At 58.8% G+C, this 14150-nt stretch carries 15 protein-coding genes; 13 read left to right on the top strand and 2 right to left on the bottom strand.

What is annotated here, in order from left to right; genetic code table 11:
- Window positions 1–23 precede the first annotated feature (23 nt).
- From ASE07_RS00675 to ASE07_RS00660, 4 genes are all read left to right on the top strand, one after another.
- Entirely contained in the window at window positions 24–695 is a 672-nt protein-coding gene (locus tag ASE07_RS00675; RefSeq protein WP_057288867.1) for an SPOR domain-containing protein, read from the top strand.
- Between the two features lie 64 nt (window positions 696–759).
- Window positions 760–1425 (top strand): thiol:disulfide interchange protein DsbA/DsbL, encoded by a 666-nt coding sequence (locus ASE07_RS00670; protein WP_057288866.1) that lies wholly within the window; start codon window positions 760–762, stop codon window positions 1423–1425.
- A gap of 203 nt (window positions 1426–1628) precedes the next feature.
- The gene (locus tag ASE07_RS00665; RefSeq protein ID WP_057288865.1) at window positions 1629–2408 is read left to right on the top strand and encodes an SDR family oxidoreductase; all 780 of its coding nucleotides are present in this window, start codon (window positions 1629–1631) and stop codon (window positions 2406–2408) included.
- Entirely contained in the window at window positions 2405–3202 is a 798-nt protein-coding gene (locus tag ASE07_RS00660; RefSeq protein WP_057288864.1) for a helical backbone metal receptor, read from the top strand. Before ASE07_RS00665 ends, ASE07_RS00660 begins: the two co-directional genes overlap by 4 nt.
- Before the next feature lie 54 nt (window positions 3203–3256).
- On the opposite strand, the gene ASE07_RS00655 is transcribed toward ASE07_RS00660, so the two are convergent.
- Together ASE07_RS00655 and ASE07_RS00650 are read right to left on the bottom strand one after the other, a co-directional pair.
- Window positions 3257–3661, bottom strand: a complete 405-nt coding sequence (locus ASE07_RS00655; RefSeq protein ID WP_057288863.1) for a transcriptional regulator — start codon at window positions 3659–3661, stop codon at window positions 3257–3259.
- Between the two features lie 305 nt (window positions 3662–3966).
- Window positions 3967–5028 carry an MBL fold metallo-hydrolase gene (locus ASE07_RS00650; RefSeq protein WP_057288862.1) on the bottom strand — a complete coding sequence of 354 codons (1062 nt, stop codon included), beginning with the start codon at window positions 5026–5028 and terminating at the stop codon, window positions 3967–3969.
- A 157-nt stretch (window positions 5029–5185) separates the two neighbouring features.
- On the opposite strand from ASE07_RS00650, the gene ASE07_RS00645 reads away from it, so the two are divergent.
- The 9 genes from ASE07_RS00645 to ASE07_RS00605 all read left to right on the top strand — a co-directional run bounded on the left by ASE07_RS00645 (window position 5186) and on the right by ASE07_RS00605 (window position 14148).
- Complete coding sequence (locus ASE07_RS00645) at window positions 5186–5623, top strand: MerR family transcriptional regulator (protein WP_057288861.1); 438 nt, start codon at window positions 5186–5188, stop codon at window positions 5621–5623.
- Between the two features lie 125 nt (window positions 5624–5748).
- The gene (locus ASE07_RS00640; protein ID WP_057288860.1) at window positions 5749–6933 is read left to right on the top strand and encodes an isovaleryl-CoA dehydrogenase; all 1185 of its coding nucleotides are present in this window, start codon (window positions 5749–5751) and stop codon (window positions 6931–6933) included.
- Between the two features lie 182 nt (window positions 6934–7115).
- Complete coding sequence (locus tag ASE07_RS00635) at window positions 7116–7553, top strand: PaaI family thioesterase (RefSeq protein WP_057288859.1); 438 nt, start codon at window positions 7116–7118, stop codon at window positions 7551–7553.
- 113 nt (window positions 7554–7666) lie between these two features.
- A complete protein-coding gene (locus tag ASE07_RS00630) occupies window positions 7667–8611 on the top strand; it encodes a pyridoxal-phosphate dependent enzyme (protein ID WP_235548297.1) in 945 nt (314 codons plus the stop codon).
- Window positions 8612–8613: 2 nt separating this feature from the next.
- Complete coding sequence (aceK, locus tag ASE07_RS00625) at window positions 8614–10407, top strand: bifunctional isocitrate dehydrogenase kinase/phosphatase (protein ID WP_057288858.1); 1794 nt, start codon at window positions 8614–8616, stop codon at window positions 10405–10407.
- Window positions 10408–10422: 15 nt separating this feature from the next.
- Window positions 10423–11607: an acetyl-CoA C-acetyltransferase gene (locus ASE07_RS00620; protein ID WP_057288857.1), complete on the top strand. Its 1185-nt coding sequence runs from the start codon at window positions 10423–10425 to the stop codon at window positions 11605–11607.
- Window positions 11608–11830: 223 nt separating this feature from the next.
- Window positions 11831–12502, top strand: coding sequence for an SDR family oxidoreductase (locus ASE07_RS00615; protein WP_057288856.1), 672 nt, complete (start codon window positions 11831–11833; stop codon window positions 12500–12502).
- Between the two features lie 29 nt (window positions 12503–12531).
- Window positions 12532–13662, top strand: a complete 1131-nt coding sequence (locus ASE07_RS00610) for an acyl-CoA dehydrogenase family protein (protein WP_057288855.1) — start codon at window positions 12532–12534, stop codon at window positions 13660–13662.
- A 93-nt stretch (window positions 13663–13755) separates the two neighbouring features.
- Entirely contained in the window at window positions 13756–14148 is a 393-nt protein-coding gene (locus ASE07_RS00605; protein WP_057289058.1) for a rhodanese-like domain-containing protein, read from the top strand.
- Window positions 14149–14150 lie beyond the last annotated feature (2 nt).

Raw genomic sequence — 14150 nt, 5'->3', positions numbered from 1 at the left:
CGATGTAACGTTATTGAGGAAGTATGCACAAGTACAACAGGCAACAGGGTGGAACAATTTTAGGCATTATCATCGGCTTGATCATCGGTTTGGGCATTGCGCTCGGCGTCGCGATGATGATCACCAAGACACCGATGCCGTTTACCGACAAGTCGGGTCGGCAAAAGATGGCTGAGCCGACCTCGGGCCAGGTTGCCGACCCCAACAAGCCACTCTATGGCGCCAAGTCGAAAAAACCGGCGGAAGAAGGAAGGGAAACAAAAGAAGCGCCAACCAACACCGCTGTGGCGCAGCCAACCGAGAAGAAACCGGAAGTAAAGGTCGATCCGAAGCTCGACGCCAGGCAGGACAAGAAGGCCGATAGCAAGGCGCCGGTGTTCGACCAGTCGACCAGCGAAAAGCCGACCAGAGCCGATGCCGAAGCCAAGGCGGAAACCAAGGCCGAGAACGCGGACGACAAGTGGAGTTATTATCTGCAGGCGGGTGCTTTTCGTGAGCAAAATGATGCGGAAAATATTCGTGCCAAACTGGCATTGATGGGCGTGGAGGCGAAGATTTCCGAGCGTCAGGCCGATACCGGCGTGTTGTACCGTGTACGTGTCGGCCCGTTCAGTCAACTGGATGCAATGAACAAGGTACGCGGGAAGTTGTCTGACAATGGTGTCGATGCCGCAATCGTGCGCATTGCCAAATGATCGGCTAAAGTAGCAATCCTGCAAGAACCGAACAAGAACTTACCAGAGAAATTGAAGGAATTTTATGCGTTTTCTGAAACATGTACTGGCTGCACTGACCATCAGCCTGCTGGCGGCAGGCGCGCAGGCCGCCCCTGACAATCCGCAAAATGGCGTCGATTACCGCACGCTGGAGAAGCCGCAGCAAACCGACTCCGGCAAGAAAGTCGAAGTCATCGAATTCTTCTGGTATTCATGCCCGCACTGCAATGCGCTGGAGCCTGACCTGGCAGCCTGGGTCAAAAAACAGGGCGACAACATCGTCTTCAAACGTGTGCCCGTCGCCTTCCGCGATTCGATGGTGCCACAGCAAAAGCTGTACTACACGCTTGAAGCAATGGGCAAGCTGGACGAGCTGCATGCCAAGGTATTCAATGTTATCCATGTGCAGCGCAAGCGTACCGACACCGATGCCGAGATCGCGGAATTCGTTGCCAAGAATGGTATCGACAAGCAGAAATTCCTTGAGGTTTACAACTCCTTCGGCGTGCAAAGCAAAGTCAAGCGCGCTACCCAGCTGACACAGGCTTACCAGATCGACGGCGTACCGCTGCTCGCCATCGACGGCCGCTACCTGACTTCGCCGTCCATCGTCAGCGCCAGCATCGGCAACAAGCCGGAGCCCGTATTGCATGCGGCGACTCTGCAAGTCGCGGATTGGTTGGTCAGCAAGAGCAAGCAAGGCAAATAAGCCTGATCGGCCGATCCGCCGGAATGCAAGACTTTCCGGCAAGGACAAAAGTCCGTCACTCGTATGAGGGCGGACTTTTTTGTTTTTGACCTCATTGAGGATCGCCCGGCGTCGCGGCGTAAAATTATCCGTTATCCGGAACGCCGTCCAACAAGGGACAAGACACACCAGCGCATCAGGGCCAACATGAAACCAGGGACAACATGAAACGCGTATTCATCACCGGCGCCTCCAGCGGTCTGGGCGCAGCGCTTGCTGCGCGCTATGCCGCCCAAGGTGCAGTGCTGGGCCTCGCAGCAAGGCGCCAGGACATGCTGCAATCGCTGGCCGCCAGTTTGCCGCACCCTGAACGACACCGGATCTATCCGCTCGACGTTACCGATCATGCGGCGTTGCGTACTGCGGCTGCCGATTTCATCCATGCCTTCGGCGGCGTCGATGTCGTGATCGCCAACGCCGGCATTTCGCAAGGTACGCTGACCGAGTTCGCGGAAGACCTGCCCGTGTTCGAGCGCATTGTCGCAACCAATGTGACGGCGACCGTGGCCACTTTCACACCCTTCCTGCCCGCGATGAAACGACAGGCCGCGGCCGGGAGCCGCGATTGCCGCCTTGTCGGCATTGCCAGCGTGTCCGGTATCCGTGGCCTTCCGGGAGCAGGCGGCTATTGCGCATCCAAGGCCGCGGTCATCAGTTATTGCGAATCGCTGCGCGTCGAACTGCGCGCCAGCGGCATCAAGGTGGTGACCATAGCACCCGGTTACATCGACACCCCGATGACGCAAGTGAACGCCTATCCCATGCCTTTCCTGATGCCCGCGCTGCGATTCGCCGACAAGGCGGTCAGCACGATCGAGGCCGGCACCAGCTATCGGGTCATCCCCTGGCAAATGGGCGTGGTTGCCAAACTGCTGCGGGCATTGCCGAACTGGCTCTACGATGCGGCGTTTGCCCGTGCGCCGCACAAGGCGCGCAAGTCATGAGTTACACCGACGCCATCGGGCAAGTGCATGAAGCGATTGCCGCCGGCACTGCGCCGCGCATCGTGTCGCTGGTGCCCTCGATCACTGAATTGCTGTGCGCGCTGGGACTTGCATCCTTTCTGGTCGGTCGTACCGGCTTTTGCATCCATCCGGCCGAGGCCATACGCACAATTCCCAAGGTGGGCGGCACCAAAGATGTGAACATTGAAAAAATCCGTCGCCTCGCGCCGACGCACCTGATCGTCAACATCGACGAAAATGAAAAGCCGACCGTCGACACGCTGGCGCAGTTCATTCCCCATGTCGTGGTTACGCATCCACTGGCACCGCGCGACAATCTGGCGCTATACCGGCTGCTGGGCGGCATCTTCGGCGTCGCCAACCGGGGTGAGGCACTGTGCGACGCATTCGAAGCCGAGTACACCGCGCTGCGCGCCATGCCCAAGGGGCCGCCGCAAACGCTGCTGTACTGCATCTGGAAAGATCCGTGGATGACGATTTCGCGCGACACCTACATTGCGCAAATGATGACCGAGATCGGCTGGCAGGCGTGGGCGCCAGCAGGAAGCGATGCGCGTTATCCGCGTTTCGAATGGTCCGATGCCGTGGCGGCAGAAATCGATGGCGTCTTGCTGTCGAGCGAGCCCTACCGTTTTACGGAAGAGCATGTCGATGCATTGGAAAAGCAGGTTGGCAAACCGGTTCAGCTGGTCGATGGAGAAATGATGTCCTGGTACGGCAGCCGGGCGATCGCTGGCCTGCGCTATTTGCGTGAGCTGGCAGCAGGCGGATAGCCTGTCCAGAACATCAAAGTCTGAGATTGAACAGGCACCCTGAAGCAAGCTGGCTTACTTTTGACGATTCATCCTTACCAGCATGCGGATAAATTCACGGGCCAGAGCCTGATGATGTTCATCGAGTCGCTGGAGGTCGCTGATCAGCTTGACGTCGGCCGATTCGAAGCGTGATGGTGCGCTCCCGCCTTCAAGGCCGGAATGCGAGGCTTCACCGCCAAAGCGCAGCCACTCCGCCGGGACGCCCAGCCACTGAGCCAATGCGCGCAGCTTTTCCTGCGTTGGAATGGCTTCGCCCACCAGCCACTTGCGTGCCGCATGCACCGTAATGGGGCGGCCGTCAAAGCGGATGTTGAATTCACGTGCCAGTTGTGTGGGGCTGTCCGGCGAATAGTCGGCATTACGCAATGCCTGCTGGAGCCGTTCGCTAAAGCCTTCTCGTTCGATTGATGGATTCATGACCGCGCACTATTCCATGACATGCCTTGACAGTCAGTCAATGTTTTACAGGAACCTGTTGTGACGAAAAATGTAAAGGAAAGGTAACACATTCTTGGTAGCGTACTATCTATTTTTAATGATGGCGAAGTCATTATTGTCTTCTTAACTCGACAATACGCAAAGATAAAGTCGTCGTGATCGACGCGATTAGTCGATGGCGAAAAATTGATCGAAGAGGGTGCCCATCGACATATGCAGCCGACATGAGCAGCCGATAGGTGAAGGCGCCTAAAGAGATCTTCAGGCGCCCAGCGATTCCAGGTTTAGGCGGCCTGGAAGCGGAAGGTACCGTGTTCGTCGACCACGCGTTTCAGGACGCCGTCGAACCACAGTTTGTGAAGATGCGCGAGCGCTTCGCCCAGCGCAAAGGTCATCTGGTGTGCATCGAGCGCGCGGCGGAACATCACCGGCACGATATCGGCCGCCGATTGCGGCGTCGCGCAGGCGACGACGACTTCCTCCAGCCGGTCGCGATGATGCTCGGCCAGTTGCGTAATGCGCGTATGCAGGCCGCGGAAGGGCTTGCCATGCGAAGGCAGCACCAGCGTGTCGGCCGGCAGGTCGGTGAACTTCTGCAGGGAATCGAGATAAAGTTGCACCGGGTTGGCTTCCGGCTCGACCGCGAACACCGAGACATTGGTCGAGATCCGCGGCAGCACCATGTCGCCGGAGATCAACAGGTTCAGATCCGCGCAGTACAGTGCCGCATGTTCCGGCGAATGGCCGAAACCGGTGATCACGCGCCAGTCATGTGCGCCGATCCGAAAAGCCTGCTGGTCCTGCATGCGCACATAAGCATCCGGCACCGCGGGCACCAGCGTCGGGTAATAACTCTTGCGGTTCTGCAGTCGCTCCAGCGTATCCGGATCGTTCAGGCCATGACGCTGGAAATGCGGCAGCATCGCGGTGCCGTCGACACCCGGCAGCGAGGCCGACATCATTCGCGCAAAACCGTATTCACCGGTCGTCATCCACAGCGGCGCATTCCATTTTTTGCACAACCAGTCGGCGAGACCGACATGATCCGGATGGCAATGGGTAACAATGACCCGCCGCACTGGTATGCCGTCGAGTGCATGGGCAAACACCGATTCCCAGGATGAGCGTGTCGCATCGTTGTTGATGCCGCAATCGATGACGGTCCAGCCGTCGCCTTGCCCACCCGCTTCATCGCGATCGCGCAGCAGCCAAAGGTTGATGTGGTCGAGCGCAAACGGCAAGCCCATCCGCAGCCAGAAAACGTCCGGCGCAACCTCCAGCACGGTTCCGGGGGCGGGAAGGGTATCGCCGAAGGCGTAGTTCAGTTGAGATTCCTGCGGATTCATCAGTGCATGCTCCAAGACAAAAGTTCTGGTGCTGCATGTTCACAATTGGGTAAAGCGCGCCTACAATACGCTTTACGTTAACGTAAACTGCAGTTCCTGTTCAGTGATTCTAACCAGATTCGTTTTCCGCTGCTGACGACCCCCCCCAGAAAGCGCCATGCCGACCTATACCATTACCGAACTTGCCCGTGAATTCGACATTACGCCGCGCGCCATTCGTTTCTACGAAGACCAGGGCTTGCTGACTCCCCGGCGGGAAGGTGTCGGCGGCCGAACGCGCGTCTACAACGCCAGCGAGCGCACACGCCTGAAGCTGACGTTGCGCGGCAAGCGGCTCGGCCTCAGCCTCTCTGAAATCAAGGCCCTGGTCGATATGTACGCGTCGCCAAAGGACACTACGGCGCAGCTCAAGCGCTTTCTCGCGGTGCTTGCACAACATCGCGAAACCCTGGAGCGCCAGCGTGAAGATCTTGAAGTCACGCTCGCTGAAATCTCCGCGCATGAAGAAGAATGCCGACGTCTGCTGGCTGGCGAAAAGCCCGCAAAAAGTAACGAAAAGAAAGCATCAACACGCCGTGTGAAGGACGCGGCGTAGGCGCCTGATAACCGTATTTTTACCGTATCTACTTTACGTTTACGTAAACGTCAGTTTGGCGGTATGATTCGCAACATCGCGCTATCCCGTTTCTGTATTGATAACTCCAACAACGTGAGGACGACATGATCCATTTGCCCGGCTTGACCTTTGATCACGGCGAAGACATCGCCGCACTGCGCGAAACCGTGCAGCAGTTTGCGCAGGCTGAAATCGCGCCGCGCGCCGCCGAAATCGACCGCACCGACCAGTTCCCGATGGACCTGTGGAAAAAGATGGGCGACCTCGGCCTGCTCGGCGTTACCGTCAGCGAAGAATACGGCGGCACCGAGATGGGCTACCTCGCCCACATCGTCGCGATGGAAGAAATTTCGCGCGCTTCCGCCTCGGTCGGCCTGTCCTACGGCGCGCACTCCAATCTCTGCGTCAACCAGATCAATCGCAACGGCACTGAAGAACAGAAGCGGAAATACCTACCCAAGCTGATTTCCGGCGAGCACGTCGGCGCCTTGGCGATGTCCGAGCCGAATGCCGGTTCCGACGTTGTCAGCATGAAGCTGCGCGCCGACTGGAAGGGCGACCGCTGGGTGCTCAACGGCACCAAGATGTGGATCACCAACGGTCCTGACGCCGACGTACTGGTGGTCTACGCAAAGAACGATATTGAAGCCGGCCCGCGCGGCATGACCGCTTTCCTGATTGAAAAGGGCTACAAGGGTTTCTCGATTGCGCAGAAACTCGACAAGCTCGGTATGCGCGGCTCGCACACCGGCGAACTGGTGTTCCAGGATTGCGAAGTGCCCGCTGAAAACGTGCTCGGCGGCTTGGGCAAGGGCGTCAATGTGCTGATGTCCGGTCTGGATTTCGAGCGTACCGTCCTGTCCGGCGGCCCGCTCGGCATCATGCAGGCCTGCATGGATGCGGTGGTTCCCTACGTCCACGAGCGCAAGCAGTTCGGCCAGCCGATCGGCGAATTCCAGCTGATGCAAGGCAAGATCGCCGACATGTATTCGACCATGATGGCGTGCAAGGCGTACGTGTATGCGGTCGGCCAGGCGTGCGACCGTGCGAAGAACCCGGAAGCGGTGCGCGCGCTGCGCAAGGATGCGGCCGGCGCAATTTTGTATTCGGCGGAGAAGGCAACCTGGATGGCAGGTGAAGCGATCCAGACGTTGGGCGGTAATGGCTATATCAATGAATATCCGGTGGGCCGTTTGTGGCGTGATGCGAAGCTGTATGAAATTGGTGCGGGTACGAGCGAGATCCGGCGGATGCTGATCGGGCGGGAGTTGTTTGCGGAGACGAAGTAAGCGCTTCACCGCTCGTCCTCTAACCAATGTACGGTTCCCTCCCCCTCGTAGGGGGAGGGTTAGGGTGGGGGTGATGCGATCGGGCCCTCGCAGTCGGTCGATCAACCCTCTTACCCCCATCCCAACCTTCCCCCTAAAAGGGGAAGGAGCCCGTAGTCAACGCACCACCGCCCGGAGCGCCCATGCACGCACCCGATCCAGACTATAAACACGTCGTCGAACGCGGTTTCCGCGACGCGGCCTTTCTGAACGACATCGGCATCACCCTTGTCGACTGCGGCCCCGGCTGGTGCGAATCTACCCTTCGCATCGGGCCAAGGCATTTGCAGCACACCGGCGTCATCCACGCCGGTGTGCAATCGACTTTGGCCGACCATACGGCGGGTGGCGCGGCAATGACGGTGACGCCGGCGGATGGTGTCATCCTGACGGTGGAATTCAAGATGCAGTTACTGCGTGCAGCACTGGGTGACAACCTCTGGTGCCGGGCGCAGGTACTCAAGCCGGGCAAGGCGTTCCATGTGGTGGAGTCGGAGGTGTATGCGATGAAGGGTGGTAAAAAAACCTTGGTCAGCAAACTTGGCGGCACGATGGCCGTTGTGCCACGCAATGTTCCGTAACCCGCACAAATGATTTCCCTGGTGAAATTTACCGTCCGCACACCAGCATCATGGATTGCGCATGACGTACGCATTCCTCGTATTCTTACGGTACCGTATTTGATGAATTACCGATGACTATCCCGGCCATGACTCCTCTGCATCTGACCACGCCGACGCTCACACATGGTGGCCTTTCCACGGCTATCGGCAAGCGCGTGCTGCTGAAGATGGAAAACCTGCAGCCATCCGGTTCGTTCAAGATGCGCGGCATCGGATTGTTCTGCCAGCGCGCGGCCGCGCGCGGAGCCAGCCATTTCGTCTGTCCTTCCGGCGGCAATGCCGGCTTTGCCGCCGCAGTGGCCGGTGTGTCGCTTGGCATGCACACCACCATCGTCGTTCCCGAAACCACGCATGAATCGGTACGCCTGAAAATCCGGGCTATTGGTGCCGAGGTCGTTGTGCACGGCGCGGTCTGGGATGAAAGCAATCAGCATGCGCTGCAATTATGCGAAAAGGACGGCACCATCTATGTGCCGCCTTTCGATCATCATGACATCTGGGACGGCAACGCCACGCTGATCGATGAAGTGCGTGCCGACGGCGTGGATTTTGATGCTGTTATTTGTGCAGTCGGCGGCGGCGGCCTGATGTGCGGCGTACTCGAAGGCCTGCATCGCAACGGCCTTGGACACATTCCGGTGCTCGCGGTGGAAACCGAAGGAGCCGCCTCGCTGCATGCCGCGATGCAAGCCGGCGAACTTGTCACCTTGCCGGAAATCAAGTCCATCGCTACCTCGCTCGGGGCAAAACGCGTCGCGCGCCAGGCATTTGAATGGACAAAACGCCATGACGTGCACAGTGTGCTGGTCAGCGATGCGCAAGCTGTCAGCGCCTGCCGCCGTTTTGCCGACGACATGCGTATCCTGGTCGAACCGGCCTGTGGCGCCGCCTTGTCAGTGGCGTACCATTGCGCGCCGGCGCTGGCACCCTTCGAAAAACTACTGGTGGTCGTCTGCGGCGGTATCGGCGTGGATTTGGCTAAACTGGAGGCCTGGAAAATCCAATTCGAGCGTTAGCCATGCCCCAGACCGCCTTTCCCAAGCTCCTCAGTTCCCAGATCGCGTTCGATATCGCGCGCACCATCCTTGACGGCTTCGACAAGCACTATCGGCTTTTTCGTGCCGCCAGCCAGGATGCCAAGCGCTATTTTGAAACCAGCGACTGGAAAACGGCACAGATCAAGGCCAGGGAAAGAATCGCGTTCTACGATGCCCGCGTGCAGGAATCCGTGCAGACACTGGAAGATGAATACGACCGCGAGGAAATCGACGACGAAGTCTGGCGCGAGGTCAAACTGCATTACATCGGCTTGCTGATCAACCACAAGCAGCCGGAACTGGCCGAAACCTTTTTTAATTCCGTGTGCTGCAACATTTTGCATCGCACCTATTTCCACAACGATTTCATTTTCGTGCGACCGGCGGTATCGACTGAATACATCGAGCCGGAAGGTATGCAGCCGACCTACCGGGTCTATTACCCGGCCACTGATGGCCTGCACTACACGCTCAAACGCATCGTCACCAATTTCCAGCTGGCGGCACCCTTTGCCGATCTCGACCGCGATGTCAATCTAGTGGAAGCACGCATGCGCGCGATGTTCGGTTCCGACCTGCTGGAACCGAACCACCAGATCCAGGTGCTGGCCACGCTGTTCTACCGCAACAAGGGCGCCTACATTGTCGGCAAGGGCATCAACGGCAATCGCATTTACCCGTTTGTCGTGCCCATCCTGTACAACCGCAAGCGTGAACTCGTGCTCGACACCGTGCTGTTCGATCCGACCCTGATCACGGTGCTGTTTTCGTTCACACGCGCTTATTTCATGGTCGACATGGAAGTGCCGTCCGCGTATGTGCAATTCCTGCGCACGCTCATGCCGTACAAGCCGCGCAGCGAAATCTATACGATCCTCGGCCTGCAGAAACTGGGCAAGGCGGCGTTTTACCGCGACTTCCTGCATCATCTGCGCTATTCATCCGACTGCTTCGAATCGGCACCCGGCATTCGCGGCCTGGTGATGGTGGTGTTTGCGCTACCGTCGTTTCCGTATGTGTTCAAGGTGATCAAGGATTATTTCCCGCCGCCCAAGGAAACCACACGCGAACTGGTCAAGGAAAAATACCTGCTGGTGAAAAACCATGACCGCGTCGGCCGCATGGCGGACACGCTTGAATATTCGAGCGTCGCCTTCCCGCGCGCACGTTTCTCGAGCGAGCTGCTGGCCGACCTGAAACAGGTCGCGCCTTCGATCGTCGAGGAAGAGGGCGATGAAATCATCATCAAGCACTTGTACATCGAGCGCCGGATGACGCCACTCAATATCTGGCTGTCAGAGGCGGACAAGCGTGGCGACCACGCTGCCATCGAGCACGGCATCGTCGAATACGGCAATGCGATCAAGGATCTGGTCGGTGTCAATATCTTTCCCGGCGACATGCTGTACAAGAATTTTGGCGTGACCAAGCATGGTCGCGTGGTGTTCTACGATTACGATGAAATCGAATACATCACCGACTGCAATTTCCGGCACATCCCGGCACCGCGCAACGAAGAAGATGAAATGTCGAGCGAGCCGTGGTACTCGGTCGCAAAGAACGACGTATTCCCTGAGCAGTTCGGCACCTTCCTGCTAGGTAATCTCGAAGTCAGAAAATACTTTTTAAAACACCATGCCGACCTGCTCACCGCGCAGTATTGGCAGAAAGCCAAACAGCGAATCCTGGAAGGCCATGTCGAAGACGTATTCCCCTACCCGCAGGAATTGCGTTTCAGCTATAAACCCCTCACCCCCGCGGCGCGAGCCGCTTGATCTCGGAGACCCAAGATGAACAACGATCCTATTGTTATTGTCGGCGCAGCACGTACCCCGATGGGTGCATTTCAAGGCGACTTTTCCGCGCTGTCCGCATCGGACCTCGGCGCTGCCGCGATCCGCGCGGCAGTCGAGCGCGCCAATCTCGAACCGGCCCATGTCAACGAAGTCCTGTTCGGCAACTGCCTGATGGCAGGCCAGGGCCAGGCGCCGGCACGCCAGGCCGCCATCAAGGCCGGCATCCCGACGTCGGCCGGCGCCGTCACCTTGTCAAAGATGTGCGGCTCCGCGATGAAGGCCGCGATGATCGGTTACGATTCGCTGCTCGCAGGCAGCAATGAAGTCGTGATCGCAGGCGGCATGGAATCCATGACCAACGCGCCCTACCTGATCCCGAAGGCACGCGGCGGTTACCGCATCGGCCACGGCATGATGTATGACCACATGATGCTCGACGGCCTGGAAGACGCGTACGACAAGGGCCGCGCAATGGGCACGTTTGCCGAAGAATGCGTTGCCAAGTACCAGTTCACCCGCGAAGAGCAGGATGCCTACGCGATTGAATCGGTCAAGCGCGCGCAAACCGCAACCAACGATGGTTCCTTCAAATGGGAAATCGCACCGGTCACCGTGGCTGCCAAGGGTGGCGATGTCGTGATCGACAAGGACGAAGGCCCGCTGAAAGCCAAGCTCGACAAGATTCCGTCGCTCAAGCCGGCCTTCAAGAAGGATGGCACGATCACCGCCGCTTCCTCGTCGTCGATCAACGATGGCGCCGCCGCATTGGTGCTGATGCGTGAATCGACCGCCAAGAAACTGGGCTGCAAGCCGATCGCCCGCGTGCTCGGCCACTCCACCCATGCGCAGGAACCGAACTGGTTCACCACCGCACCGGTTGGCGCGATCGACAAGCTGTACAAGAAGCTGAATCTAACCACCAAGGACGTCGACCTGTTCGAGATCAACGAAGCCTTTGCCGCCGTGCCGATGGCCGCGATGAAGGAACACGACATCCCGCATAACAAGATCAACATCCACGGTGGCGCCTGCGCACTCGGCCATCCGATCGGCGCATCCGGTGCCCGCATCATCGTGACGCTGATCGGCGCGCTGCAAAAGACCGGCGGCAAGCTGGGTGTGGCAGCGCTGTGTATCGGCGGCGGCGAAGGTACGGCGATGGCGATCGAGCTGGTGTAAACGACTGCTCGATCACCATTCAGTCGCGCTTTCGCTGAAGGCTCCTTCCCCCTTCTAGGGGGAAGGTTGGGATGGGGGTGTGAAGGTTGAGCACAAGACTGCAATGGCTCGACCGCACTACCCCCACCCTAACCCTCCCCCTGCATGGGGGAGGGAACACAACGGAGGGCGTGGCAACAAACGCCCTCTACGCTGCGTTCACCAACCATTGTCAACCACCACCATGCCCACCGCACTCATCCTCGGCGCTTCACGCGGCATCGGCCACGAAATCGTCCGCCAGCTGCGCCGCGCCGCAACTTGGAAAGTCTTCGCCACCGCACGCGATGATGCGGCGTTGGCGGCATTGCGCAACGAAGGCGCCGAACCGCTGAAGCTGGACGTAACCAAACCCGAGTCCCTCGCCGGACTTGGCTGGCAACTCGACGATGAAAAGCTTGATCTCGCCATCTATGTCGCCGGCGTCTACGGCCAGGGTGGGCAGGCAACGTCGCCGCCGGCCATGGAAGACTTCGATGCGGTGATGCATACCAATGTCCTCGGGGCGATGCAAACGATTCCGCTGATCGCACCGCTGGTCGAAGCCGCGCAGGGCAAGTTCGCCTTCATCAGCAGCGGCATGGGCAGCATCGGCGAAGTTGAGTCCAGCCACGGCTGGGTTTATCGCGCATCGAAAGCGGCACTCAACATGACGGTCAGAAGCGCCTCGCTCGACTATCCAAAAGCCAGTTTCGTCGCACTCTGCCCCGGCTGGGTACGGACCGACCTGGGAGGGCCGAACGCCGCGATCTCGGTGGAAGAAAGCGTCACCGGACTGCTGCGCGTGATCGCCGCACTTGAACACAAGGACAGTGGCAGCTTCCGCAATTACGCGGGGCGTGAGCTGGCCTGGTAAGAATAACGAAATAACGACAGGGGAAGACCATGGTTTTATCCGAACAGCATGAAATGATCCGCGACGCGCTGCGCAGCTTTTCACAGGAAAGGCTCGCGCCCAATGCCGCGCGCTGGGATAAGGAACACCATTTCCCCAAGGATGAACTGAAAGGCCTTGCCCAGCTGGGCGCCTTCGGTGTCGCGGTGCCGGAAGAACTGGGCGGCGCAGGTCTCGACTATGTGTCGCTCGCGCTGGTGCTGGAAGAAATCGCGGCCGGCGATGGCGGCACGTCGACCGTTATCTCGGTCAACAACTGTCCGGTCTGCAGCATCGCGATGATGTATGCAAACGACGAGCAGAAAGAGCGCTTTCTCAAGCCGCTGGCGCGCGGCGACATGCTGGGCGCATTCTGCCTGACCGAGCCGCATGTCGGCAGCGATGCGTCGGCATTGCGCACCACCGCTACCCGCGATGGCGATCATTACGTGCTGAACGGCGTCAAGCAGTTCATCACCAGCGGCAAATATGCGGATGTGGCGATCGTGATGGCGGTGACCGACAAGGCGGCGGGCAAGAAAGGCATCAGCGCGTTCTGGGTGCCGACCAATACGCCGGGTTACATCGTCGCGCGACTCGAAGAAAAGCTCGGTCAGCACTCGTCCGACACCGCGCAGATCCTGTTCGAGAATTGCCGCATTCCCGCGCAGAACCTGATCGGCGACGAAGGGCAGGGCTACAAGATTGCCTTGTCCGGACTCGAAGGCGGCCGCATCGGCATCGCTTCGCAATCGGTCGGCATGGCGCGTGCGGCATTCGACGCGGCGCTTGCTTACGCCAAAGAGCGCACCAGCTTTGGCAAAACGCTGTTCGAGCACCAGGCGGTGCAATTCAAGCTGTCGGACATGGCGACGCAGATCGAAGCGGCGCGCCAGCTGATCATGCACGCGGCCAGCATGAAGGATGCCGGTAAGCCTTGCTTGAAAGAAGCGGCGATGGCCAAGCTGTTCGCCAGCGAAATGGCGGAACGCATCTGCTCCGATGCGATACAGATCCATGGCGGCTATGGTTACGTCAGTGATTTTCCGGTCGAACGGATTTACCGCGATGTGCGGGTATGCCAGATTTACGAGGGTACCAGCGACATCCAGAAAATACTGATCGGTCGCGCCCTGGCTTGAAGGTTCATGTTCCTGTTGGATCAGGGTGATATTCGCAGGCGTTCGTACCCGGTTCTCATCGCATCGCAAAGTAAAAAACCTACGGAGACAAGCATGAAAAAAGGCTACAAGGCACTCGTCGATGAAGCGATGGCGGAGATCAAGACCTACACCGTCGCCGAAGCGCTGCAGAAATACCAGGACCCCAATGTCCAGTTCGTCGACATCCGCGACCCACGAGAACTCGAACGGGAAGGCATCGTTCCCGGCGCGTTGTCCGCACCGCGCGGCATGCTGGAATTCTGGGTCGACCCCGAATCGCCGTATTACAAACCGGTCTTCGGCGAGAACAAGGAATACATCTTCTTCTGCGCCGGTGGCCTGCGCAGCGCCCTCGCCACCAAGACCATGCAGGACATGGGACTGGAAAAGGTTGCGCATATCGAAGGCGGATTCGGCGCCTGGAAGGCGGCCGGCGCACCAACGACAGAGAAACAGAGAAAGTGAAA

The sequence above is a fragment of the Noviherbaspirillum sp. Root189 genome (genome assembly GCF_001428545.1).
Taxonomy (GTDB): Bacteria; Pseudomonadota; Gammaproteobacteria; order Burkholderiales; family Burkholderiaceae_D; genus Noviherbaspirillum.
The sequence above is the reverse complement of the archived record's forward strand: the minus strand, read 5'-3'. Positions and strand labels throughout refer to the sequence as shown.

Bases quoted from the DNA above. Each gene is read 5' to 3' on its own strand.
- ASE07_RS00675 (WP_057288867.1), top strand. From the start codon at position 24: ATGCACAAGTACAACAGGCAACAGGGTGGAACAATTTTAGGCATTATC.
- ASE07_RS00670 (WP_057288866.1), top strand. From the start codon at position 760: ATGCGTTTTCTGAAACATGTACTGGCTGCACTGACCATCAGCCTGCTG.
- ASE07_RS00665 (WP_057288865.1), top strand. From the start codon at position 1,629: ATGAAACGCGTATTCATCACCGGCGCCTCCAGCGGTCTGGGCGCAGCG.
- ASE07_RS00660 (WP_057288864.1), top strand. From the start codon at position 2,405: ATGAGTTACACCGACGCCATCGGGCAAGTGCATGAAGCGATTGCCGCC.
- ASE07_RS00655 (WP_057288863.1), bottom strand. From the start codon at position 3,661: ATGAATCCATCAATCGAACGAGAAGGCTTTAGCGAACGGCTCCAGCAG.
- ASE07_RS00650 (WP_057288862.1), bottom strand. From the start codon at position 5,028: ATGAATCCGCAGGAATCTCAACTGAACTACGCCTTCGGCGATACCCTT.
- ASE07_RS00645 (WP_057288861.1), top strand. From the start codon at position 5,186: ATGCCGACCTATACCATTACCGAACTTGCCCGTGAATTCGACATTACG.
- ASE07_RS00640 (WP_057288860.1), top strand. From the start codon at position 5,749: ATGATCCATTTGCCCGGCTTGACCTTTGATCACGGCGAAGACATCGCC.
- ASE07_RS00635 (WP_057288859.1), top strand. From the start codon at position 7,116: ATGCACGCACCCGATCCAGACTATAAACACGTCGTCGAACGCGGTTTC.
- ASE07_RS00630 (WP_235548297.1), top strand. From the start codon at position 7,667: ATGACTATCCCGGCCATGACTCCTCTGCATCTGACCACGCCGACGCTC.
- aceK (WP_057288858.1), top strand. From the start codon at position 8,614: ATGCCCCAGACCGCCTTTCCCAAGCTCCTCAGTTCCCAGATCGCGTTC.
- ASE07_RS00620 (WP_057288857.1), top strand. From the start codon at position 10,423: ATGAACAACGATCCTATTGTTATTGTCGGCGCAGCACGTACCCCGATG.
- ASE07_RS00615 (WP_057288856.1), top strand. From the start codon at position 11,831: ATGCCCACCGCACTCATCCTCGGCGCTTCACGCGGCATCGGCCACGAA.
- ASE07_RS00610 (WP_057288855.1), top strand. From the start codon at position 12,532: ATGGTTTTATCCGAACAGCATGAAATGATCCGCGACGCGCTGCGCAGC.
- ASE07_RS00605 (WP_057289058.1), top strand. From the start codon at position 13,756: ATGAAAAAAGGCTACAAGGCACTCGTCGATGAAGCGATGGCGGAGATC.